We start from the raw sequence: 21,340 nt of genomic DNA on the forward strand, positions 1-21,340 counted from the left end.
GGCTGGCTGTCTGCCAGCGCAAAGGCTTCGACATTGGTGTAATGCGGTGCCGCAACATCAGAAGGGATGGCTTTAAACTTACAGCTGTAATTGCCGTTGGTATTGGAGAGATGCGTAACTTCCACAGCAACTAATTTGTGCTCCACCGTTTTGTTTTGAATCGTAAAAACTTCTCCCACACCGATAGGGAAATAAGAGGTTCCACTGTAGAAAACACTGTTGGCATCCCTTCCTGCTGTCTGTAGCCTGACCATTTCGTCTATTTCTTCCTTGTTCTGCGCATTATTGGTGTAGGCTCCAACGCTTAAATCCTGCGCCGCAATGGATTCCTGATTCCATCCCATTGAAACAGCAAAACGGTCTCCGCTTCCTCCTTGCGCTTTTGCTGCAGAATTTCTTATAATGCCTGCGTTTTTATAATCATAACCTCCAAACGAGGTTTTATGCGAAAACAAACTGGCTTCAATGGTATAATTATGCAGGGACGAACCGTTAATGAGCACTACTTTGCTGGCTTTTGTCTGGCCGAACTGCATGCGCATTCCGTCAAAATAAAACCATTGTCCGTAACGGGCAGAAAGCCTTTTCATAAAATCAAAACTGCTTTCGTTGTACTGCGGTTTAAATGAAAACGTTTTGGTGTAAGTCGGCGCAACGGCTTCACGCTGGTAGAATTCTCCGGAACCTTCTTCGGCAAAAATCTCAAGGGCAATATCTTTCAGGCTTTTATCAAGAAAAATTCTTGATTTTTTCATGTCGTCTAGCACCACTGTATGGCTTATTCCCAAAACACGAAGTCCCGCAGGGCTTCCGTGGAGATCTACAGAAACAAGTTTTGTAATGATTCCTTTGGACATGACCTTCATCCCGTTGACTTTGAAGGTAAAAATCACTTCACTGCCCACATACCTGCTTATCGCTTTTGCCTGATCTTCGGGTTCGATTATGGTTTTACCGGTATACTGCCAGTCGAAAGAAAAATAATGGTGGTCGGCCATTTTCTGTTCCAGATGTAAATTGTAATAAATAACATTTTTGTCGAAGGTATTTATCGAAATATGGACTTGTTCTGAAAATTTACTCATAGCTTATAGGTTTTCGTTAATTACAATTGTTTTAAACTTATATTTAGTAAAACAATCACAAAGCCTCTAAAAGCTATAATTATGACAGAATATGTTTTTTATTAGTGAAGAAAAAAGAATGGAAGCATCCTTAAAAATATATTTAAAATCAAAGCGTCTCTTTGAGACGCTTTTTTTATACTTAAACATTAATTATCAATTATTTACCATCAAAAAAACGAGTAATTCTCTAAAATTAATTAATATTGTATTTATAACCAATTAATTAAAAACCATGGGATTATCTTCATTTTTTAAAAACTTGTTTGGTTCAACCAAAGAATCAGTAACAGAATTGGCAAATAATGCCGAAACCACTTTTGAGCAGGCTAAAGAAGCTGCTGCTCCTTATATTGAAAAAGCAGAAACTTTTGCTGAAGAAGCTATTGACAAAGTAAAAGAAGTTTCTGAGCCTATCATTGATAAAGCTGCAGATTATGCTGAGAAAGCAAAAGAAACTGTAAGCGAATATGCCGATAAAGCATCAGACACAATAAGCGATGTCATTGACACTGTTAAAGAAAAAACATCTTCTCTAACACATGAAACCACCGAAACAATTTCTGAAACAGTTGTTGATCCAAGCGAAAAATCGGCTGCGGCAGTAGAAGAAATTGGCGATGAAGCTGCAGACAAGATATAATGCCTATTTTCAGATAAGGTAAATATTTTTATATTTGCACAACTAATATGCCTTCTCTTTTGAGAAGGTTTTTTTATTTAAAAATCATGAATCTTAACCCAGAACAAGTCAGTAAATACATTACTCGATTTACTAATATTTTTATTGATTATTCGCCTAAATTAATTTCGGCATTTATAGTTTTATTCGTTGGTTTATATGCCATCAAGCTAATAAACCGAATTATTAGAAAAATAATGGTGAAGAGAAATCTTGATCCAACTCTTACTAAATTTCTTGCCGATATATTGTTATGGGCTTTACGAATCTTATTATTCGTAACCTTTATTTCAAACCTTGGAATTGAGACTTCTTCATTCGTAGCAATTTTAGGAGCAATGGGACTTGCAGTTGGTTTATCATTGCAGGGGTCACTTTCTAACTTTGCCGGCGGAATGCTTATTATCGTTTTTAAGCCCTTTAAAGTTGGAGATACAATTGAAGCACAAGGCGTGATTGCAACTGTTCTTGAAATTCAGATTTTTGTCACTAAAATGATTACAGCAAACAATCAGACAGTATTTGTTCCTAATGGAGCATTATCTAACGGGAATATCATTAATTATTCGATGCAAGGAGAAAGAAGAGCCGATTTGACTTTTGCTGTTTCTTATGATTCAGACATTAAGAAAGCAAAAGAAATTCTATTAGATGTTTTAGTCAAAAATCCAAAAGTATTGAAAAAGCCTGCACCAGAAGTTTTTGTAAAAAACTTATCTGCTAGTTCAGTTGATTTTGCTGTGCGTCCTTGGGCTAAAAATGCTGATTATGGAGCTGTTTTTACTGAAACATTAGAAAATTGCAAAGCTGCACTAGACCAAGCTGGAATTGCCGTGCAACCGTATACTTTACAAAAATAATTTTACTCTTTTTTAGAAGGAGCAGTAATCATAAAATCTTTTAAATAATAAGGTTCAAAATAAGCGACATCTACAGTGTCGCTTTTTTGATACTTATCAAAACTAATTTTACTCATCGCTTGTGCTGAAGGGTATTTTACTTCCTCTAAAAACACAAAGTTTTCTTTAGTTAAAACAGCTTTGCATTTTTCGGCACAATCGCCTACAAAGTAAAGCTTGTCTGTATATTCGTGAAATGAATTTTCGTCTATAATTTCAGCTTTAATGGCTCTTTCTACAGTTAAGTCTGCATTAAAAACTTCGCTGTAAACTTCCATTCGGCGTGCATCCAACATTGGAACAATTTTTCCATCTATAACGCCAGCTTGAGAAGCCAAAGTCTGCAGCGTATCAACCCCTATCAACGGAATGTTTAAAGCATAACACAAACCTTTTGCCGCCGAAACACCAATTCTTAAACCAGTGTATGATCCTGGTCCTTGGCTTACTGCAATTGCATTTAGTTCTTGAACAGAAATACCTGCTTTTGCGATTACCTCTTCAATAAAAACATGGAGTTTTTCGGCGTGTGAATATCCTTCCTCTGCAAGTTCACTACAAACAATGGTTTGACCATCTTTTGCGACAGATACTGAACAATTTTTAGTAGCCGTTTCGATGTTGAGAATAAAAGACAAAATATTTAATTTTAATTATTAGTTATTAATATCAGAATAAGCGAAGTCAAAGCCTTTTCCAGCTTCGACTTCGCTCAGCCTGAGACCTGTAAAATATATTATTTCTTAGGAGCTTCCGCTTTTTTAAGCTTTACTTTATCCCCAGAATTAAGTTCTTTAGAAACCGTTGTATAAGGCCCAGTAATTACCACGTCTCCAGATTTCAGACCAGACATTACTTCAATATTAGTATCGTCCTGAATTCCTGTTTTAATCACTCTGATTTTAGCTTTGTCTCCAACTTTTACAAAAACACATTCGAATTTTTTATCACTTTTTGGAGCTGCTTTTTTATCTTCGTTAGGATCTTCCACTTTAAATTCTTTTACCGCTGTAGTATCCGATTTTACCACAACAGAACTAATTGGCACTGCCAATACATTTGTTTTAGTAGTAGTAATAATATCTACAGTAGCAGTCATTCCAGGTCTAAACGGAGAATATGCACTTGGTTTTCCTTCTAATAAATCCAAATATGATTCTTTTAAAATACGAACTTTAACTTTAAAGTTGGTTACTTGATCTGATGTTAGAGTTGTACTTGCAGAATTTGAAATACTGGTTACAACTCCTTTAAATTTCTTTTTTAGATAAGCATCCACTTCTACGTTTGCTTCGTCACCAATTTTAATTTTAACAATATCATTTTCATTCACATCAACTTCAACTTCCATGTTGTTAAGGTTGGCTACACGCAAAAGCTCGGTACCAGCCATTTGTTGTGTTCCTAAAACTCTTTCACCTAATTCAACATTCAGAACAGAAATTGTTCCATCTGCCGGAGAATATATTGTGGTACGTCCTAAATTGTCTTTAGCTTCAGTAACCGAAGCCGAAGCACTTTGAACATTATAATAAGCACTTTGTTTTGTAGCTTTTGCAACTTCATAAGTAGAAACTGCTTTATCCCAATCTGATTTTGAGATAACACCTTTATCGTACAAAGTTTTATTACGATCATAATTTAATTTTGCTTCTTTATAACTAGCATCAGACTGCGTTAAACTGGCTTTTGTCCCAGCTAAATTCGCTACAGATCTTTCCAGCCCAGAAGTATACAAGTCAGGATTTATTTTTACTAATAAATCACCTTTTTTTACTACTTGGCCTTCTTTTACATTTAACGAAATAATCTCACCTGAAACCATCGAGGCAATTTTAACTTCTATTTCTGGTTGAATTTTACCTGTTGCAGAAACTGTTTCAACAATTGTTGAAGCTGTTACTTTCGCGGTTTCCACTTCTTTTCCTTCATCTTTATTCCCTATCACTCCGGCCTTTGAAAGACCAATTAAAGCTACAATAAGTATTACTGCTCCCCCTAATAAGAAATAAACTGTTTTTTTCTTCATAATGAATTATTTTGTAATAATTGGAACGATTGGAATTCCGAAATAAAATTCAAGTATTTTAATTTTAAACATGTAATCGTATTTTGTTGTAATAACATTAGACTGTGCTGTAGTCAATAATGTCTGAGCTTGAGTGAAATCAAATGCATTCATCAAACCAACTTCATATTTTTCTTTGGCAAAATTATAAGCCTGTTGTCTTGCCTCTAAAGTTACAGTAGACGCTTCATAAGTATTCAAAGCAGCTTTAGCATCCGTAAAAGCGGTATAAACGTTACGTTGCAAATCTAAACTTTTTTGCTCTAAATCTATTTTAGATTTCTCTAAACTTACTTTATTTCTTTCTACATTGTTTCTTGCAGAAAAGCCATTAAAAATAGGAACTGAAAGCTGCAATCCAAAAGACTGCCCTTTATTATCTTTAAATTGATCTAATATAGGTGCTGCACTGCCTAAAACAGGAGAAAAATTGTTTTGCAAAACTGCCTGATTGGTTCCTTGAACATATCCAATCTGAGATGTTGGGTTTGTTGTATTAGGAGTTGAACCAGTAATAATATCAGAATAACTTGCTCTTGTATTAAAATTGTAGAAAGCACTTAATGTTGGCTGATAAGCTCCTTTTGCTATTGCAACACTTTTCTCTGCAATTTCAAGATTAGTCTGAGCCAATTTTAATTCTGTTCTTATATCTTTTGCTTTGTTATAAATCTCAATAGGTGATTGTGCCAAAATATTATTTTCGTCTGCCAGATTGTTATTATCCACAACATCAAAATCTGCAAATTCTTTTAATTGTAAAAGCTGTGCTAAACTTAATCTCGAAATCAATAAATTATTTTCAGAAACTGCAATGTTTTGTTTGTCTGTGGCAACAGTCGCTTTTAAATCAAACAAATCTCCACGCGGAATTGTCCCAGCATTTACCATTTCTTCAGAACGAGCAAAACGTTTTTCATCAATAGCTAATTGTTCTTTTTTGATTTTTAAATCTTCCTTATTAGACAAAATCTGTAAAAATGCGCTGGCAACATTCAAAGAAATGTCTTCCTGCATTTTTAATAGTTGATATTTTGAAGCAACAATAGAAAGATTGGCTCTTCTTAAATTGTTTTGATTTTGAAGTCCTTTATAAATATCTACACCAACTGATGCTCCTACAGATGAATATTGTGTTGTTTGATTTTCAAGTAAACCAGTTGTAATATTCTGGTTCAAACCAATATTCCATGAGTGTGATGCATTGGCATTTACAGATGGCAGATAATTACCAATAGCTCCTTTTTTATCAATTGCAGCAGATTTTACATCTAACTCCGTCAATTTGATTGTAATATTATTTTCTAATGCGTATCTCACACATTCTTCAAGTGTCCATTGTTTTGATTGCGCTTGCCCAGTTAGTCCAAAACCGAATAACATTGCAAAAACGAGACTATTATATTTATTTATTTTCATATACTTTTGATGAAAGCGCAGTAAACCGAACTGCACAAATTTAACATTTTTTAAAACCAAAAAAATCCCTAAACCTTCAAATTAAATTATTTTTTTTCACCTTCATTTATCAAGCCTTGATTCCAGATTTTTATCTTATCTGTGGCTTTCAAACCGCTTTTAATTTGAACATAGATTCCGTCACTCACTCCAAGAACTAAATCTCTTCTTTGAAATTTTTGCGGAGTAGTTTCTATCTCAACATAAGGTTTTTGTGTTTTTTTGTCAAATTGAACCAATGATTCTTTAATTGCCATTACTTTATCTGCTTTTTCCAAAATAATCGAAGCATTTGCACTTAAACCTGCACGAATAAAAGTATCGTCTCTGTTTACCATCTGAGCTTTAATTTCAAACTGGATTGCTCCATTTTCTGTCACTCCTTTTGGCGCAATATAATTTAAAACAGCGTCGAATTTTTTATTTTCGATAGCACCAATTGTAATCTCGATAGGCATTTTTTCTTTGATTTTCCCTACTTCAGATTCATCAATTTTTCCAATGAAAATCATTCTTCCAACATCGGCAACGCTGGCAATTGTTGTTCCTTCATTAAAATTATTACTTTCAATTACTTGGTTACCCACTTTTACAGGAACATCTAGAACCATTCCGTTTACAGTAGAACGAATTAAAGTATTGGCATAACTTCCAAAAGAAGCTGTTGTTCCCGTTTTTACAATATCTAAACTTTGTTTAGCCGCAAGATATGTCTGTTTTGCTTGATTGTATGCCACTTGCGCAGCATCAAAATCATTTGCAGAAATTACATCTTTTTCAAACAATGTTTTTTGTCTTTTGTATAACCTTTCTTGATTATCCAAAGCAATTTTAGCTGTCTGAACTTGATTTTGCGTATTACTTACATTCGAAACGTTTGCCACCACTCGGATTTTAGCGATCATATCTCCTGCTTTGATTTTTTCACCCGCTTTGATATACACTTCTTCAATAATACCCGAAATATTTGGTTTGATTAATACCTCTTCATCAGGCTGAATATTTCCAGTCGCAATTGTGTTTTTTACAATTGTTTTGGTTTCTGCTTTTTCCGTTTTAAATACAATCGGCGATTCTTGATTTTTAGCATACAAATAGTATAATGCGCCAAAGAAAACGATCGCAATAAATATTAAAATGGTTACGGTTACTCCTTTTTTCATTTGTTTTTGGTTTAATCGATTTATTTTGATTGATAATTTATTCTGTTCTTAATGCATCTACAGGCTTCACGTTGATTGCTGTCTGCGCCGGAATAAAACCTGCAAGCAATCCAGAACCCACTAATATTAATAATGCCACAAATACGACACGTAAATCTACACTTGGATTGGCAAACATTGTATTTCCGCCAGGAGGCATCGAATCGAGCGCCATGTTTAAAAGTGCAATAATTCCAGTTGCCACAGCTATTCCAAGCATCCCTGAAATAATCGTTAAAAATATAGACTCTGTTAATATCTGACTTCTAATAGCGCCAGGTGTTGCTCCTAAAGCTCTTCTGATTCCAATTTCTTTTGTACGTTCTTTAACCACAATAAGCATAATATTAGAAATTCCTATTACTCCAGAAATCAAGACTAATGTTCCTACGAAATAAGCAATTACCTTTAGAATATTAAATAAGCTCTGCACTTTATTAAACTGTTCATACAAATCGAAGTTTCCAACTGCTCTCTCGTCTGTTGGGTTTACAGAATGTAGTGCTTTGATAATTTCTAAAATTTTAGGCTTTAACTCGGTAATTGATGCCTCATCTTTTGCTGTAAGCGCCATCCACCCTACTTTATCTCCATAATTAAAAGCTTGTTGAAAAGTAGTAAAAGGAATGAAAATATTTTTCTGTTCTTGTTCTGCATTTCCTCCCTGCTGTTTAGAAGCATAAACTCCAACAACCATGAAATTTATTCCGTTTATTTTTATGTATGTTCCAACAGACTCCTCCTCTTTTCCATAAAGTTCACTGATAACCCCTTTCCCGATAACAGCTACTTTTCTTCTTTCATTAATATCCTGCTGATTTACAAAACGGCCTTTAATAATATCCATTGGCTGTTGTTTTATCAATTCAGGATAATCTCCATAAATTGTAAAAGCCGAGGTTTTCGTTCCTCTTACCACATTATTAGTTCCGTTAAAATCTCCCAGCTGATTTCTTGGAGAAACATATAACAAATCCGGTATTGCTTGTTTTAAAGCTGCAACATCACTATTCCTAAAGTCATAACGGCGTATTTTCGGCAACCCTTTGTAAGCTTTAGACGTACTCTGACTCCACATAAACATCGTATTTGTTGCAATTCCGTCAAAACCTTTCTTAACACCGTTTTCTAGTCCATTACCTGCTGCCAGCAATATTACCAAAATGAATATTCCCCAAAACACCCCAAAAGCGGTCAGAACAGTTCTGAACACATTGGCTGTTAAGGCCTGTAAAATCTCGTCCCAATTATCTCTACTAAACATAATTATTCGTCTCTAAGTGCTACAATAGGTTTGATTTTAGCGGCTCTATATGCAGGAAAAAAACCTGCCATTGCACCTGCGAATACAAGCAAAATTAAGGTTGTCAACGCTACGCCAAAATCTACTTCCGGGTTTCTAAAAAATTCACTCTGAACCATTGGACCAACAAACTCCAATAAAAGCAGACTTGCCAATAATCCAACAAAACCCGCAATAGTCGTAATAAATATGGATTCGTGAAGAATCATAGAAATAATTGAAAATGGCGATGCCCCAAGTGCTTTTCTAATTCCAATTTCTTTTGTTCTTTCTTTCACTATAATAAGCATGATATTACTTACTCCAACTACCCCAGCTATGATTGTACAAATACCAACCCACCAGAAAAAAAGCCTGATATATAAATTCAGATCATAAAACTGCTTGGCATCTTTAACCGAATTATATACTCCCACACCGCTATCATCTTCGGGCGAAACCATATTTTTACTCTTTAGTAAATCTTTTAAATCTTGCGTAAACTTTTCAGATTGTGCTAAAGCCTCATCATAATTATCTGTCTTTTTAAGTGTGAAAAACAAATTACTTATTTTATCTCCTCCACCAAATGTTTTTTGCACAGTAGTTAATGGCAGATAAGCACGGGTTTCTTCTCTTTCTCCTCCGGGATCTGTAAAAACCCCAACTACTTTAAAGCTAATATTGTTAATTAAAATTTCCTCTCCAATTGCCTCTTTATCTTTAAGAAGATCCTGTTTCAATTTCATTCCAATAACAGCCACTTTTGCATTACTTTCAAGATCTTTAGCATTTATATAACGTCCTTGAACAATAGTAAGGTTTTCTATCCCGCCATAATCTGGATCAACACCTCGAAACTGATAATTTCCAGATTCTTTTCCATACGCAAAAGACTGCCCCCAATAATTATTTGTTGAAGCACGTAAATCCAATTTATCTTCAAATTTTTGAACCGATTGATTATAATCACTATTTCTAAATTGAACGCGTCTTCCTGGGTTTAATCCTTTATACTCTTTTGTAGTTGTTCCAGACCAAACTTCAATAATTCCTGCTGCATCACGTTCAAATTGTTTTTCAATTCCATTTTGAAGTCCTTTACCTGCACCCAATAAAATGACCAAAATGAAAATTCCCGAAGCTACCGAAATTCCTGTCAAGAATGTTCTCAAACGGTTTTTCGAAATGGCTTCAAATATTTCCTGCCAGCGTTCAATATTAAACATAAGACGAAGCTCTAACTTGTTCTACTTTTTTATCATCGATAATTAATCCATCTTTTAGGACTACGTTTCTTTTGCACATGGCGGCAATATCAGGTTCGTGGGTAACAATCAAAATTGTTTTACCTTCATCATTAATACCTTGAATCAATTCCATTACCTCATAAGAAGTTTTAGTATCCAATGCTCCTGTAGGCTCATCGGCCAATAAAACTTTTGGATTTGAAGCTAATGCTCTTGCAATCGCCACACGTTGTTTCTGCCCTCCAGAAAGTTCATTTGGCAAGTGATGAGAGTGAGATCCCAACCCTACTTTTTCTAAGTACTTCATCGCAATATCATAGCGTTCTTTTCTTTTAACTCCCTGATAATACAAAGGCATTGCAACATTATCAAGTGCTGTTTTGTAATTAATCAAATTAAAAGACTGAAAAACAAACCCTAAGAATTTGTTTCTATATTTTGAAGCAAGGGTTTCGTTTAATTTTTTGATTGGAGTTTTATCCAAAATATAACTTCCAGAATCGGCTTCATCTAGAATACCTAAAATATTAAGGAGTGTAGATTTACCTGAACCAGATGATCCCATGATCGCAACTAATTCACCTTCTTCAATATTAAAATTAATACCTTTTAGTACGTGTAATTCTGAACTTCCCATCTTGTAGGACTTGTGCAAATCTTTAATTTCGATCATGGTATTGTTAAATTTTTAGACAATAATAACATTTTTATTAAGTAATTTATGATAATAAAAAGTTAATAATTTTGTTACCTATTTTGTATTAGACTTCAAACTTTAGCAATTGTTACACTTTTTTAATAAAATATGATTGTTTTCGTAATTTTACGACGTTTTTAAAACCTACCTTAATGAAACTAACTTCGATTATTTCAATGTTTACAGCCCTTGCAATACTTACAGGCTGTTCTACCGCTCAAAAATTAGAAACCCTAAAACCAGAACCAGATGATGCTAGTCCGTTAGTTTACGACAGCAGCCCTTCATTCATCAACTTACCGATTACAATCAAGTTAAGTGATATCGAAAACCAAACAAATACCTTTTTAAACGGATTAATTTACGAAGACAACAACATCGAAGATGACGATATTCAAATAAAAATCTGGAAACAGGCCCCCATCAAAATTCAAAACGATCCAGCCAATCCAAACAAAAAAATAAAAACTATTTTACCGCTTAAAGCAAATATCAAATATCGTATTGGCACTAAAAAACTGGGTGTCGAATTATATGATGTTCGTGAATTTAATCTAAACGGAACTATCACATTATCCAGTGAAACAGCCTTAACAAACTGGAAACTGACCACAAAAACCGAGTTCAAATCGCTTAATTGGAGTGAAAGCCCTACAATGACCGTTTTTGGTAAAAATATGCCGATTACTTATTTAATAAATCCGGCTATTTCTATTTTTAAAGGAAAACTTGAAAAGACAATCGATGAAGCTATTGAGCAGTCAATGGATTTTAAACCAAATGTTCTTCAGGCAGTTGAAAAAATATGTACACCATTCCAAATGAGTGATACTTATGAAAGCTGGCTTCGAATTGTTCCCATCGAAATCTACTCTACAAACGCCAAACTTAAAAACGATTCGTTTTTATTGGATATGGGAATGAAATGCAACATGGAAACCATTGTTGGCAAACAGCCTGAATCAAAGTTTAACGCTAACAAAATTACATTAAAGCCAGTTACTAAGATTCCAAATCAAATTTCCGCAAATATTGCAGCGATTTCAAGCTACGTAGATGCTTCGAAAATCATGACGAAGAATTTTGCTGGACAAGAATTTGGTTCCGGAAGCAAAAAAATAACCGTGAAAAACGTTTCCATCTGGCATAAGGAAGGCAAAATGATTATTGCTCTAGATGTTTTAGGATATATCAACGGAACACTCTATCTAAATGGTTTTCCATCATACAATGCTCAGACAAAAGAAATTTACTTTGAGAAATTAGATTATGTATTAGACACGAAAAGTAGATTGATGCGAACTGCAAGCTGGCTCGGACAAGGATACATTCTAAGAAAAATGGAAGAAAGTTGTCGTTATTCAATTCAACCCAATTTAGAAGAAGGTAAAAAGAGTATGGCAGGCTACTTGAAAAATTATTCTCCGATGCCAGGTGTATTTGTAAATGGAAAAATGGAAGATATTCAGTTTGACAAAATCCAACTCACCAATCAAGCAATTATCGCTTTTATAAAGATAAATGGTACGGTTAATGTTTCGGTCAACGGATTGAAGTAATAAACAAAAAAGCAGTGTAAAATTACACTGCTTTTTTCTTTTTATACATTCGATAAATCAAATAGCCAATTATGATTACCAGTAAATACGGAATAACCATCAAGTAAACAATTCCATCATTTACTGCTTCTGCTTTTTTGGTGTTAGAATCTCCCGATAAAGCGGCACGACACATAGCACATTGGGCTTGCGCCGAAATTCCAATTAGGAAAAAACAAATTCCAAATAGCAAGGTTTGGATTTTGGAATTTGTTTTTTGGCTTTTATTTTTAATGTACATAATATGGTGAAATCATTAAGTAAACTACGACTCCTGTTACTGCAACGTATAACCAAAGTGGAAACGTTATTTTAGCAATTTTTCTATGTCTGTCAAAACGTTTTGCAAGTGCTCTAACATAGGTAATAAGCACCAATGGAATAATAGCAATTGACAATAAAATATGAGTTACAAGAATAAAGAAATAAACATAACGTAAAGCTCCCTCTCCTCCATATTTTGTAGAATCCGAAGTCATGTGATATGCAACATACATAACTAAAAATGCAACCGACAACGCAATAGCAAAAGTCATTAATCTTTCGTGTAATTTTTGGTTTCCTTTTTTAATTGCTAAAACAGCCCAAACTAAAACAACAGCAGTAATACCATTTGTTGTTGCATAAATTGGAGGTAAAAAAGATAAAGGCTCGACATTAAAACCAAAATCTTTTAACTTAACTCCAAACAAAATCGCTACTACAACCGGAATGATAATTGAAACTGCAATAATAAGTTTGCTGTATTTTTTTTCTAAAGTATTGTCTTCCATTTTTATTCTTCTAATAAAATTTTAATGTCTTGTTGAATATCACGAACTCCTTTTTTATCTAAACCATCATAATAAATAGTCGGATTTCCAAATTCATCTTTTCTGCATCGAATATTTCCGTCTTTATCGATCAAAGCAAATAGTCCAGAATGCTCAAAACCGCCACTCACTTTATCATTTTGTCCTGCATAAAGATTAAAACCTTTATTCGATAAATCCATAATCACGTTTTTATCTCCAGTTAAGAAATTCCAGTTTGACGATTTTACCCCTAATAATTTAGCATGATCTTTTAAAACTTGCGGTGTATCATGATTCGGATCAATTGTAATCGAAACGATTCCAAAATTAGGATTTCCGAAAAATGTCTTTTCAATTTCCAGCATACTCATATTCATTTTCGGGCAAATCGAAGGACATGTTGTAAAGAAAAACTCCAATACATACACTTTCCCTTTGTAAGTTTCATTTGAAACTTTTACATTATCTTGATTCGTTAATTCAAACTTTGGAGCTGGACCAATTGTTAAAAGTTTTGCTTCTTTTGAAGATTTCGCTTCAACATTATCTAAACGGTTTCCTTTTACAACATCTCCGTTACTTACTCGATCTACAATTTTTGGAATAGCATAAATCCCAAAAATCAAAATGATAAAGGAGATTCCTATATATGATTTATTTTTGAACATTATAAATGATTATTAAAGTTGCTTTGTAGCGTTATGATTTTTCTTTAAAGCGGCGCGGTATTCGTATAAAATGATTTTAAAATCATCCAGCATTTCATTGCTTAATTCTGAAGGATGAAAAGTATCATATCCTTCCTTATACTCGTCCTTATCTTTTCTTCCTCTTAGATTGCGTTCTTTATCTACTATATAAACGTTTGAAGTTCCAAGATTTTGATTTAGTTTTCCTTTTAGATGAAGCTGATCATAAAACTGCTGAATTTCTTCATTTGATGCAAAAACAAAATTCCAGTTTTTCACATCTGTAAAAGGAGATAAAGCATCCACAATTTTCTGCGCTTCTTTTTCAGTCCCGAGCGGGCATAAAACTACAAACTGAAGATCTTCAAAACCATTATATCGTTTGTAGATCTTTTCATTTAAATTAAAATAATTTCCTCTATTGTCCAGAATATTTGAACCTGAAAAACCAAGTACTGTAATTTTTTTATCTAGAGAAACTTTCTTTCCGTTTAATGATTTCCAATTTCCAAAATCGGCCACTTTTGGTGTTATTACAGGAAGAGTTGTAAAACTATTTACACCAGAAGCAAAAAATAAATAAGCTACAATTGGTAGAACAAAAAGTACAAAGAGAACTATATTTTTTTTCATTGTATTAACGGAAATTATTGAGGTACAAAAATAAAAAAATCCCGATGTTATCGGGACTCTTTTCGAATTAATATCATGTTAAAAATTCCATTTAATAGTAGAATCTTTAAAAACCCCATAAATATAATGTCCTTCTGTTAACAGAATAAACAATAAATATAAAACTAGGAAGATAACAGGAGAAACAACAGACCATCTAAGGCTGCTTTTTTCACCTTCCATGTGCATAAATGCCCATACAATATAATATGCTTTGAAAATTGTAAGGATGTAGAAAATCCAGTTTAACAAATTCAAACCGATAAAATGCGTGAATTCTAATGATGCAGGTTTGTAGATACCCAAAATAACTTCTACTGTAGTTACTACTGAAAGTAATGCGAAAACAAACCAGATTCTTTTTGTATTTGATACGTGCTCGTGTGACATAATAATTAAATTCTAAAAATTAAACTAAGTAGAATACTGTAAATACAAATACCCAAACTAAATCTACGAAGTGCCAGTATAAACCAACTTTCTCAACCATTTCGTAGCTTCTTCTTTTCTCGTAAGTACCCAATAATACATTAAAGAAAATGATGATATTGATGATAACTCCAGAGAATACGTGAAATCCGTGGAAACCTGTAATAAAGAAGAAGAAATCAGCAAATAATTTATTACCGTACTCATTTCTAATTAAATTAGCTCCTTCTACTACGTATTTAGCACTTGCTAAATGTTTCTCAGATTCTTCTCTTGATAAAACTGTTTTTTTCTTTTTATCAGTAAGTTTTTCTGTTCTAATTAAAATTTCTGGGTGTGCTTTAAATCCAGCTTGAACTTCAGCAACAGTAAAGCTTGGTTGAGATTCAGCATCTTCCATAAACCAAGTTGAGTGGCTTCTTGTTAAAGCTTCTCTTTGCTCTGGCAATTTAACAGCAAAATCAGCCAAAGCTACTCTTTTACCATCTTTATCCACGAATTGAAGTAAACTACCTCCAACTGTTTCAACTGCACCATATTCTCCTTTAATGAAGTTTTTCCATTCCCAAGCTTGAGAACCAACGAAAATAAGACCTCCAATAATAGTTAAGAACATATAAATTGCAACTTTTGTCTTTTTCAATTGATGACCTGCATCAACAGCTAAAACCATTGTTACAGAAGAAAAGATCAAAATAAAAGTCATTAATGCTACATAATACATTGGAGCCGCAACACCATGCATAAATGGGAAGTGAGTAAACACTTCGTCAGCCAAAGGCCAAGTTTCAATAAATTTAAATCTAGAAAAACCATAAGCTCCTAGAAATCCAGAGAATGTTAAGGCATCTGATACGATAAAAAACCACATCATCATTTTACCATAACTTGCTCCTAAAGGCTCATTGTGACCGCCTCCCCAAGTTTTTTCGTCGTTGTTTGCAGTAGTAACTGTCGCTCCCATAAAAGATATTCGTTAAAAAGTTCCCAAATTTACGTTTTTTTCTTATTTAAAGAAATATAAAAATAAAAATAATAATACCCATAATAAATCCAAAAAGTGCCAATACATCGCACCTAGCTCTATCCCAAGAGTTTGAGTCGAATTGTATTTTTGTTTAAAATGATTATAAATTATAATTAAAAGTGAAATTAATCCTCCTGCAACGTGCAATAAGTGCATTAGAGCGATAACATAAAGGAAAGTTGTAGTAATTGAGCTACCTTGTCCCGTCATATAATAACCGCTTTCGATGATTTGTCCAAAACCTATAAATTGTAAAACAACAAATAGAACTCCTAAAACCAAAGTCCCTAAAAGAAACGCAGAAGCAGCACTTCTATTGTCTTTTTGAATTGCTTTCTTTGCAAAATAAAAAGCAACACTGCAACCAATGATAACCGCTGTACTATAATAAAATGCTGCTGGAATTTGAAAATCTTTCAACCAATCAGCTCTAGACTTGCTTACCACAAATGCACTTGTTAATCCTGCGAACATCATGGTCATACTAACCATAGCAAAAAGCAATATCAGTTTAGCCGATTTTGACTTTCTTTCTTGTTCTTCGTTTATTTTCATTGTCATTTCCATAACTATCTTAAAAATTTATCTACTATAAATACAATCTGCAACAGCGAAATATAAGACACACTTACCAGCATTAAAGTTCTAGCTGCTTTTGCAGTTCTTAATTTATACAAACGGACTGCATAAAAAAGCATCCAGATTCCTAAAAGAAACACTAAAACCGCTGCTATTGGAGAAATGAATAATTGTCCTGTAAAACCTAAAACTGGAAGTAATGATGCTATTATAAGCCAAACTGTATACAAAATAATCTGCAATGCAGTTCCATTATCTTTCTTTCCTGTTGGAAGCATAAAGATCCCTGCTTTCTCGTAATCTTCATACAAAAACCATCCAATAGACCAGAAATGAGGAAACTGCCAGAAAAACTGAATTAAAAACAGAGTTCCTGCTTCTATACCAAATTCTCCTGTAGCCGCAACCCACCCTAACATAAACGGAATTGCTCCAGGAAAAGCCCCGACAAAAACAGATAACGAAGTAACTGTCTTTAATGGCGTATAAATACTGGTATAAAGAAATATCGAAATCGCAGCAAACATTGCCGACTTTGCATTGATTGTATAAAGAAGTGCAATTCCTAAAATGGTCAAAAGACTTGCTACCAATAATGCCACTTTTGGAGACATACGCCCAGAAGGAACGGGACGGTTTTTGGTACGATCCATTAAAGAATCAATATCTTTCTCAATTACTTGATTGAAAGCATTTGAAGCTCCAACCATACAGTATCCTCCAATAGACAAAACCAGCAAAACACTCCATTTAAAAGGATGATCTGAATCAACTCCTAATAAATATCCTGCAATAGATGAGAACAAAACACTGATGGCTAAACCAGCCTTAGTAATCTCTTTAAAATCTAGAAATATTGATTTGAGTGATAATGTATTTTTCGAAGCGTTCAATACTGTTGTTGTTTGTGTATTTTTTTGAGTGCTGCAAATGTACAAATTAGATTGTAGAATTTAGACCTATAAAAATAGATTTTTTTCAATAAAACCTTTACAAATTAAGAACTCGCCATACTTTAACACTATTATTTCGAAAAATCTTATTAAAAACTAGTAATCAAAATACCAGTTAAAAATATCTGAACGCAATCCGATGCTAAACCACGTTGTACTTTGCTTAAAAGTTGTTGCTGTTTCCTGTGTTGGATCAAAATTGCGATAGATCAAACTACCAAATAATTTTAAATTCGTCATTGGATTAATCAAATAACCTCCTTGAACATCGGCAATAAAGACACTCGTTTTATTTCCCTGACCTACTTTTACGCCTGTATTATAAGGACGCTTATCATCGTAACTTTTATATATGTTACCTCCATAATTATACGAATCTTCAGCAGTATCAAAATCTAAACCTCTTGTTCCTATTGTGAATTTAGCGTCTCCAAACAAACGACCTTTATGGTAGCGTCCAATTAAAATTAACTCTTTAAAATTACCTCCCCATTGATGCCCAACACTTTGATTGTTATGCCCGTAGTTTGTGATAGCTGCGCTATGCGAATATACGTAAGGACGAACATGATTAAATTCAACCTGTACCAATAAGTCTTTCACATCAAAAGCATTGAAATATTTTGCTCCTAATTGAAAACCAAATTTATTTTTCCAGCTTTGGTTTCCTGCCCCAACATCAGAGACAGAGAATTCATCAATCAAAAATTGAGAATATAAATTGATACTATTATTCCATTTGTATTTACCAGTGATTCCTAAAAGTGCATTTCCACTTCTTGATGAAGAACCAAATTCTACAGCACGATAAAAAATAATAGGGTTCACAAAATTTATATCAAAACCTCTGTTGTTCGAATCGGTCCAAACTACAGACTCAAAGAAACCTAAGTTTAATCTATTCGAAACATTCCAGCTCAAATAATGATTTGCCATAAACTTGGTAGCGTATGTTCTTTCTTCTGTTACTTCTGGACGAACATCTTTCATCCACATATAGGTATTGGTATATTTTATTTTCCAGAAATTAGTATTGATTTTAAAATAAGGATACGGACTTGCTCCATCTCCTTCCAAAAGTGAACGGTAACCATCTCCAATAAAATTTCGGCCATAGCCTAACTGCAAATCAAAAATTTTACTTGGTGCAAAAGTAATATTGGCATCCGCCAAAGGGAAATCGTACGCATCAGTTTTAAATCTTTTCGCAATTCCAACTCCTGGAATGATTGCTGGATTTCCTCCCGACGGTTTAATCGATTCTGCATAATCATTAAAATAACCTGCAAACCTCCCCTGGCTTTCAAAAAATGTAGTAGTAAAATTGATTTGTTTTCCCAAACCTCCTCTAAAATTTAAGGCCCTCGTATTTACATAAGTATAAGAAGCATCACTATCCGAAGCCTTTCCCAGCTGTAAATCCACAATTGGATTCAAAGAAAACCAATAATCTTCTCCTTGAATCTGAACCATATTTTCGTTCCACCATTTTCTTCCCAGCCAAGATGAAACATTCTTTTGCAAGGATTGATTAACCGCTTTTAAATTATAATACTTTGAAACCTCGGTGTATGTATAAGGTTTAGAAGCCGTGTGATTGTTACTTCCAACCTGATTCATTGCTGCATCAAACTGTGCATAATAACTATGCGAAAAAGGAATATTCAAATGACTTTCGAATTCTGGATTATTGTATTTTTTATAGACAATACTATCCAGCTCTGTCATTGGTTTTTCGATTGGTTTTAAAATTTCGCCTGCTGCCAAAGCTTCTGCTGCAAGCTGTGTTGAACTCTTAAGCGGAATATCAATTGATATGGTATATTTTGAATAAGTTGCTTTTCCGTTATAAGTAGACGGTTTTATTTTTGGGAATTTCCCAAATACACGTTTTGATTCTTCAGACAATTCTTCATTTACTGCCGAAACATAAATTACTTTAAATTCTCCTTCGGCATTTACCTCAAAAAGCACTTTTACTTGTCCTTTGTAATTATTTTGTTTCAAATTTTCAGGAACTTGAAAATTAGCAAATACAAAATCCTGAACTTCTTTATAAAAACAATTTTCTAGTTTTTTGCCATCTAAATTTTCGCAGTTTGGAAAAACAGGAAACATTTCTGCTGCAAAACCAGGCTGAATTGAGTTATTACCATTTTGCTGTGCCGAAACAATGAAAAATGAAAAAATAAAAACAAGGGACAAAAAAAACTTATTCACTTAAAATATTGGTATTTGTTTAATATTGATTTGGGGAAATTTCTCCATTAGCAATGGCTTTCGCTGCTGAAGTTCCAATTCGTTTGACTCCTAAACGAATCATTTCTGATGCTTCTTCAAACGAACGAACACCTCCAGCTGCTTTTACTGGTAATGGTGAAGCATTTTCGAGCATTATAATTATGGTTGGAATTGTCGCTCCATTAGGAAGATTGTCTTCCGTTTTATAAAAACCTGTAGAAGATTTTACAAAAACAGAACTAAAGTCTTCCTCATTAAAATGAGAAACGACAACGTTTTTGATTAAAGCAGACAATTGAATAATCTCTTTATCTGTTAAAGCTGCAACTTCTATAATCCATTTTACTGTTTTATTATTGGCTAAACCTATCTGAGTTCCTATCAAGATTTCTTTTTTTACTAAATCTATTTCCCCATTTTTGAAAGCTTCGTAATCGCATACAAAATCTAGATCGTCGGCTCCATTTGCAATTGCTTCATTAGCTTCCTTAATTTTCGTTTCCAGACTTGACTTTCCTTCCGGAAAATCAATTACAGTTCCAACCAATAAAACCGAATTGGCTTCTAAAATCATTTCTTTAGCTAAAGAAACGTATTCTGGACGAATCATGATTAACTTAAATCCCTCTTGAATAGCTTCGGCAATTGTATTTTTTACCACAATAGTATTTTCTACTTCCGAAAGACCAGCTTGCGAGGCAGTTTTTAAATAAGTGGAATCTAAATATTGCTTTACATTCATAAGGATTAAAGTTGCAGAAAACCAGCACAAAAGTACATTTTATATTGATAAAAAACAGTCTTTTAAAACTTTGATTTTCTTGTAGAAAAAAACCCACCGAAGTGGGTTTTAGTATTTTATATCTTATCGATCTGCTTTTTGAAAGCGATAGCAGAAAAAACTGCCATGAACGCCCCAAGTGCATTGGCCAAAACATCTGAAATATCTGCAGCCCTTGTAACTGTAAGAGCATTTTGCAGAATCTCGATTGTAATTCCAAAAAAAACAGAGAATATAAACGAAATCAAATACGCTTTATAATCATCTGCTTCTTTTCCTTTTAATTCCTTTTTAAAAAACAAAATCCACGAAATTGTAAACCCAAAATGGAAACAGAAATGTACAATTTTATCCAAACTTGGAAAATTAACTACCGGTAAATTACCTGAATCTGTCAGACACAAATACGCAATAATTCCAGAGCAGATAATTGCCCAAATTAATAAGAGCTGTTTAGGCACCGATTAAATTTTTATAATCTTCATCAGATAATAAAGAATCAATTTCTGAAGAATCTGCAATCTTTACTTTAATCATCCATCCAGCTCCATAAGGATCTGTATTTACAGTTTCTGGAGCACTCTCTAAATCTTCATTAAAAGCAATGATTTCACCTGTTAATGGTAAAAATAAATCTGAAACTGTTTTTACAGCCTCAACAGTTCCAAAAACCTCATCTTTTGAAAGTGTTTGATCTAAAGTTTCTACCTCAACATACACGATATCTCCTAACTCTTTTTGTGCAAAATGAGTAATTCCTACAGTCGCAACATCTCCTTCGATGCTAACCCATTCGTGATCCTTTGTGTACTTTAAATTTGCTGGTATGCTCATAATAGTATGTTTGAAAATTGATAATTTAAAATTTAAGCCACAAATGTAATAATCTTCTAATGAAATCTAGTTTAGAAACCT

23 protein-coding genes are annotated in these 21,340 nt (G+C 33.6%); 3 read left to right on the forward strand and 20 right to left on the reverse strand.

Annotated elements, in window-relative coordinates; translation table 11 throughout:
* The coding region (locus GSY47_RS01615) for a contractile injection system protein, VgrG/Pvc8 family (protein WP_219071080.1) at positions 1-1,085 on the reverse strand (1,085 nt) is incomplete at its 3' end.
* A 274-nt stretch (positions 1,086-1,359) separates the two neighbouring features.
* Between GSY47_RS01615 and GSY47_RS01620 the strand changes: the two genes are divergently transcribed.
* Complete coding sequence (locus tag GSY47_RS01620; RefSeq protein ID WP_179001594.1) at positions 1,360-1,767, forward strand: YtxH domain-containing protein; 408 nt, start codon at positions 1,360-1,362, stop codon at positions 1,765-1,767.
* An 86-nt stretch (positions 1,768-1,853) separates the two neighbouring features.
* Complete coding sequence (locus GSY47_RS01625; protein WP_179001596.1) at positions 1,854-2,666, forward strand: mechanosensitive ion channel family protein; 813 nt, start codon at positions 1,854-1,856, stop codon at positions 2,664-2,666.
* Positions 2,667-2,668: 2 nt separating this feature from the next.
* On the opposite strand, the gene tsaB is transcribed toward GSY47_RS01625, so the two are convergent.
* From tsaB to GSY47_RS01660, 7 genes are all read right to left on the reverse strand, one after another.
* A complete protein-coding gene (tsaB, locus tag GSY47_RS01630) occupies positions 2,669-3,343 on the reverse strand; it encodes a tRNA (adenosine(37)-N6)-threonylcarbamoyltransferase complex dimerization subunit type 1 TsaB (protein ID WP_179001598.1) in 675 nt (224 codons plus the stop codon).
* Between the two features lie 98 nt (positions 3,344-3,441).
* Positions 3,442-4,734: an efflux RND transporter periplasmic adaptor subunit gene (locus GSY47_RS01635; protein WP_179001609.1), complete on the reverse strand. Its 1,293-nt coding sequence runs from the start codon at positions 4,732-4,734 to the stop codon at positions 3,442-3,444.
* Positions 4,735-4,740: 6 nt separating this feature from the next.
* Positions 4,741-6,192: a TolC family protein gene (locus GSY47_RS01640; RefSeq protein WP_179001611.1), complete on the reverse strand. Its 1,452-nt coding sequence runs from the start codon at positions 6,190-6,192 to the stop codon at positions 4,741-4,743.
* An 86-nt stretch (positions 6,193-6,278) separates the two neighbouring features.
* Complete coding sequence (locus tag GSY47_RS01645) at positions 6,279-7,394, reverse strand: efflux RND transporter periplasmic adaptor subunit (RefSeq protein WP_179001613.1); 1,116 nt, start codon at positions 7,392-7,394, stop codon at positions 6,279-6,281.
* A 37-nt stretch (positions 7,395-7,431) separates the two neighbouring features.
* Complete coding sequence (locus GSY47_RS01650) at positions 7,432-8,697, reverse strand: ABC transporter permease (protein WP_179001615.1); 1,266 nt, start codon at positions 8,695-8,697, stop codon at positions 7,432-7,434.
* A 2-nt stretch (positions 8,698-8,699) separates the two neighbouring features.
* Positions 8,700-9,944, reverse strand: coding sequence for an ABC transporter permease (locus GSY47_RS01655; protein WP_179001617.1), 1,245 nt, complete (start codon positions 9,942-9,944; stop codon positions 8,700-8,702).
* Positions 9,937-10,638, reverse strand: coding sequence for an ABC transporter ATP-binding protein (locus GSY47_RS01660; RefSeq protein ID WP_179001619.1), 702 nt, complete (start codon positions 10,636-10,638; stop codon positions 9,937-9,939). Before GSY47_RS01660 ends, GSY47_RS01655 begins: the two co-directional genes overlap by 8 nt.
* A gap of 176 nt (positions 10,639-10,814) precedes the next feature.
* On the opposite strand from GSY47_RS01660, the gene GSY47_RS01665 reads away from it, so the two are divergent.
* Positions 10,815-12,221, forward strand: a complete 1,407-nt coding sequence (locus GSY47_RS01665) for a DUF4403 family protein (RefSeq protein ID WP_179001621.1) — start codon at positions 10,815-10,817, stop codon at positions 12,219-12,221.
* Positions 12,222-12,243: 22 nt separating this feature from the next.
* Here GSY47_RS01665 and GSY47_RS01670 read toward each other — a convergent pair whose 3' ends face one another.
* The 12 genes from GSY47_RS01670 to gcvH form a co-directional block, all read right to left on the reverse strand.
* The gene (locus GSY47_RS01670) at positions 12,244-12,501 is read right to left on the reverse strand and encodes a hypothetical protein (protein ID WP_179001623.1); all 258 of its coding nucleotides are present in this window, start codon (positions 12,499-12,501) and stop codon (positions 12,244-12,246) included.
* Positions 12,491-13,033 carry a DUF420 domain-containing protein gene (locus GSY47_RS01675; protein WP_179001625.1) on the reverse strand — a complete coding sequence of 181 codons (543 nt, stop codon included), beginning with the start codon at positions 13,031-13,033 and terminating at the stop codon, positions 12,491-12,493. Before GSY47_RS01675 ends, GSY47_RS01670 begins: the two co-directional genes overlap by 11 nt.
* 2 nt (positions 13,034-13,035) lie before the next feature.
* Complete coding sequence (locus GSY47_RS01680) at positions 13,036-13,722, reverse strand: SCO family protein (RefSeq protein WP_179001627.1); 687 nt, start codon at positions 13,720-13,722, stop codon at positions 13,036-13,038.
* 12 nt (positions 13,723-13,734) lie between these two features.
* Complete coding sequence (locus GSY47_RS01685; protein WP_179001629.1) at positions 13,735-14,376, reverse strand: hypothetical protein; 642 nt, start codon at positions 14,374-14,376, stop codon at positions 13,735-13,737.
* A gap of 78 nt (positions 14,377-14,454) precedes the next feature.
* Positions 14,455-14,805: a cytochrome C oxidase subunit IV family protein gene (locus GSY47_RS01690; protein ID WP_095927907.1), complete on the reverse strand. Its 351-nt coding sequence runs from the start codon at positions 14,803-14,805 to the stop codon at positions 14,455-14,457.
* A gap of 19 nt (positions 14,806-14,824) precedes the next feature.
* Complete coding sequence (locus GSY47_RS01695; RefSeq protein WP_179001631.1) at positions 14,825-15,808, reverse strand: cytochrome c oxidase subunit 3; 984 nt, start codon at positions 15,806-15,808, stop codon at positions 14,825-14,827.
* A 42-nt stretch (positions 15,809-15,850) separates the two neighbouring features.
* The gene (locus tag GSY47_RS01700) at positions 15,851-16,438 is read right to left on the reverse strand and encodes a cytochrome c oxidase subunit 3 (RefSeq protein ID WP_179001633.1); all 588 of its coding nucleotides are present in this window, start codon (positions 16,436-16,438) and stop codon (positions 15,851-15,853) included.
* Between the two features lie 2 nt (positions 16,439-16,440).
* A complete protein-coding gene (cyoE, locus tag GSY47_RS01705) occupies positions 16,441-17,343 on the reverse strand; it encodes a heme o synthase (protein ID WP_179001635.1) in 903 nt (300 codons plus the stop codon).
* Between the two features lie 156 nt (positions 17,344-17,499).
* The gene (locus GSY47_RS01710; protein ID WP_179001637.1) at positions 17,500-19,623 is read right to left on the reverse strand and encodes an energy transducer TonB; all 2,124 of its coding nucleotides are present in this window, start codon (positions 19,621-19,623) and stop codon (positions 17,500-17,502) included.
* A gap of 19 nt (positions 19,624-19,642) precedes the next feature.
* On the reverse strand, positions 19,643-20,386 hold the full coding sequence (gene deoC / locus GSY47_RS01715) for a deoxyribose-phosphate aldolase (protein WP_179001639.1): 744 nt from the start codon (positions 20,384-20,386) through the stop codon (positions 19,643-19,645).
* A 116-nt stretch (positions 20,387-20,502) separates the two neighbouring features.
* The gene (locus GSY47_RS01720; protein ID WP_179001641.1) at positions 20,503-20,886 is read right to left on the reverse strand and encodes a VanZ family protein; all 384 of its coding nucleotides are present in this window, start codon (positions 20,884-20,886) and stop codon (positions 20,503-20,505) included.
* Positions 20,879-21,259, reverse strand: a complete 381-nt coding sequence (gcvH, locus tag GSY47_RS01725; RefSeq protein ID WP_179001643.1) for a glycine cleavage system protein GcvH — start codon at positions 21,257-21,259, stop codon at positions 20,879-20,881. Before gcvH ends, GSY47_RS01720 begins: the two co-directional genes overlap by 8 nt.
* Between the last annotated feature and the right edge of the window lie 81 nt (positions 21,260-21,340).

The organism is Flavobacterium quisquiliarum, assembly GCF_019308285.1.
Lineage (GTDB): Bacteria > Bacteroidota > Bacteroidia > Flavobacteriales > Flavobacteriaceae > Flavobacterium > Flavobacterium quisquiliarum.

What these genes read in the sequence shown, in the direction of transcription:
- GSY47_RS01620 (WP_179001594.1), top strand. Translation starts at nt 1,360, where the DNA reads ATGGGATTATCTTCATTTTTTAAAAACTTGTTTGGTTCAACCAAAGAA.
- GSY47_RS01625 (WP_179001596.1), top strand. Translation starts at nt 1,854, where the DNA reads ATGAATCTTAACCCAGAACAAGTCAGTAAATACATTACTCGATTTACT.
- GSY47_RS01635 (WP_179001609.1), bottom strand. Translation starts at nt 4,734, where the DNA reads ATGAAGAAAAAAACAGTTTATTTCTTATTAGGGGGAGCAGTAATACTT.
- GSY47_RS01640 (WP_179001611.1), bottom strand. Translation starts at nt 6,192, where the DNA reads ATGAAAATAAATAAATATAATAGTCTCGTTTTTGCAATGTTATTCGGT.
- GSY47_RS01645 (WP_179001613.1), bottom strand. Translation starts at nt 7,394, where the DNA reads ATGAAAAAAGGAGTAACCGTAACCATTTTAATATTTATTGCGATCGTT.
- GSY47_RS01650 (WP_179001615.1), bottom strand. Translation starts at nt 8,697, where the DNA reads ATGTTTAGTAGAGATAATTGGGACGAGATTTTACAGGCCTTAACAGCC.
- GSY47_RS01655 (WP_179001617.1), bottom strand. Translation starts at nt 9,944, where the DNA reads ATGTTTAATATTGAACGCTGGCAGGAAATATTTGAAGCCATTTCGAAA.
- GSY47_RS01660 (WP_179001619.1), bottom strand. Translation starts at nt 10,638, where the DNA reads ATGATCGAAATTAAAGATTTGCACAAGTCCTACAAGATGGGAAGTTCA.
- GSY47_RS01665 (WP_179001621.1), top strand. Translation starts at nt 10,815, where the DNA reads ATGAAACTAACTTCGATTATTTCAATGTTTACAGCCCTTGCAATACTT.
- GSY47_RS01670 (WP_179001623.1), bottom strand. Translation starts at nt 12,501, where the DNA reads ATGTACATTAAAAATAAAAGCCAAAAAACAAATTCCAAAATCCAAACC.
- GSY47_RS01675 (WP_179001625.1), bottom strand. Translation starts at nt 13,033, where the DNA reads ATGGAAGACAATACTTTAGAAAAAAAATACAGCAAACTTATTATTGCA.
- GSY47_RS01680 (WP_179001627.1), bottom strand. Translation starts at nt 13,722, where the DNA reads ATGTTCAAAAATAAATCATATATAGGAATCTCCTTTATCATTTTGATT.
- GSY47_RS01685 (WP_179001629.1), bottom strand. Translation starts at nt 14,376, where the DNA reads ATGAAAAAAAATATAGTTCTCTTTGTACTTTTTGTTCTACCAATTGTA.
- GSY47_RS01690 (WP_095927907.1), bottom strand. Translation starts at nt 14,805, where the DNA reads ATGTCACACGAGCACGTATCAAATACAAAAAGAATCTGGTTTGTTTTC.
- GSY47_RS01695 (WP_179001631.1), bottom strand. Translation starts at nt 15,808, where the DNA reads ATGGGAGCGACAGTTACTACTGCAAACAACGACGAAAAAACTTGGGGA.
- GSY47_RS01700 (WP_179001633.1), bottom strand. Translation starts at nt 16,438, where the DNA reads ATGGAAATGACAATGAAAATAAACGAAGAACAAGAAAGAAAGTCAAAA.
- deoC (WP_179001639.1), bottom strand. Translation starts at nt 20,386, where the DNA reads ATGAATGTAAAGCAATATTTAGATTCCACTTATTTAAAAACTGCCTCG.
- gcvH (WP_179001643.1), bottom strand. Translation starts at nt 21,259, where the DNA reads ATGAGCATACCAGCAAATTTAAAGTACACAAAGGATCACGAATGGGTT.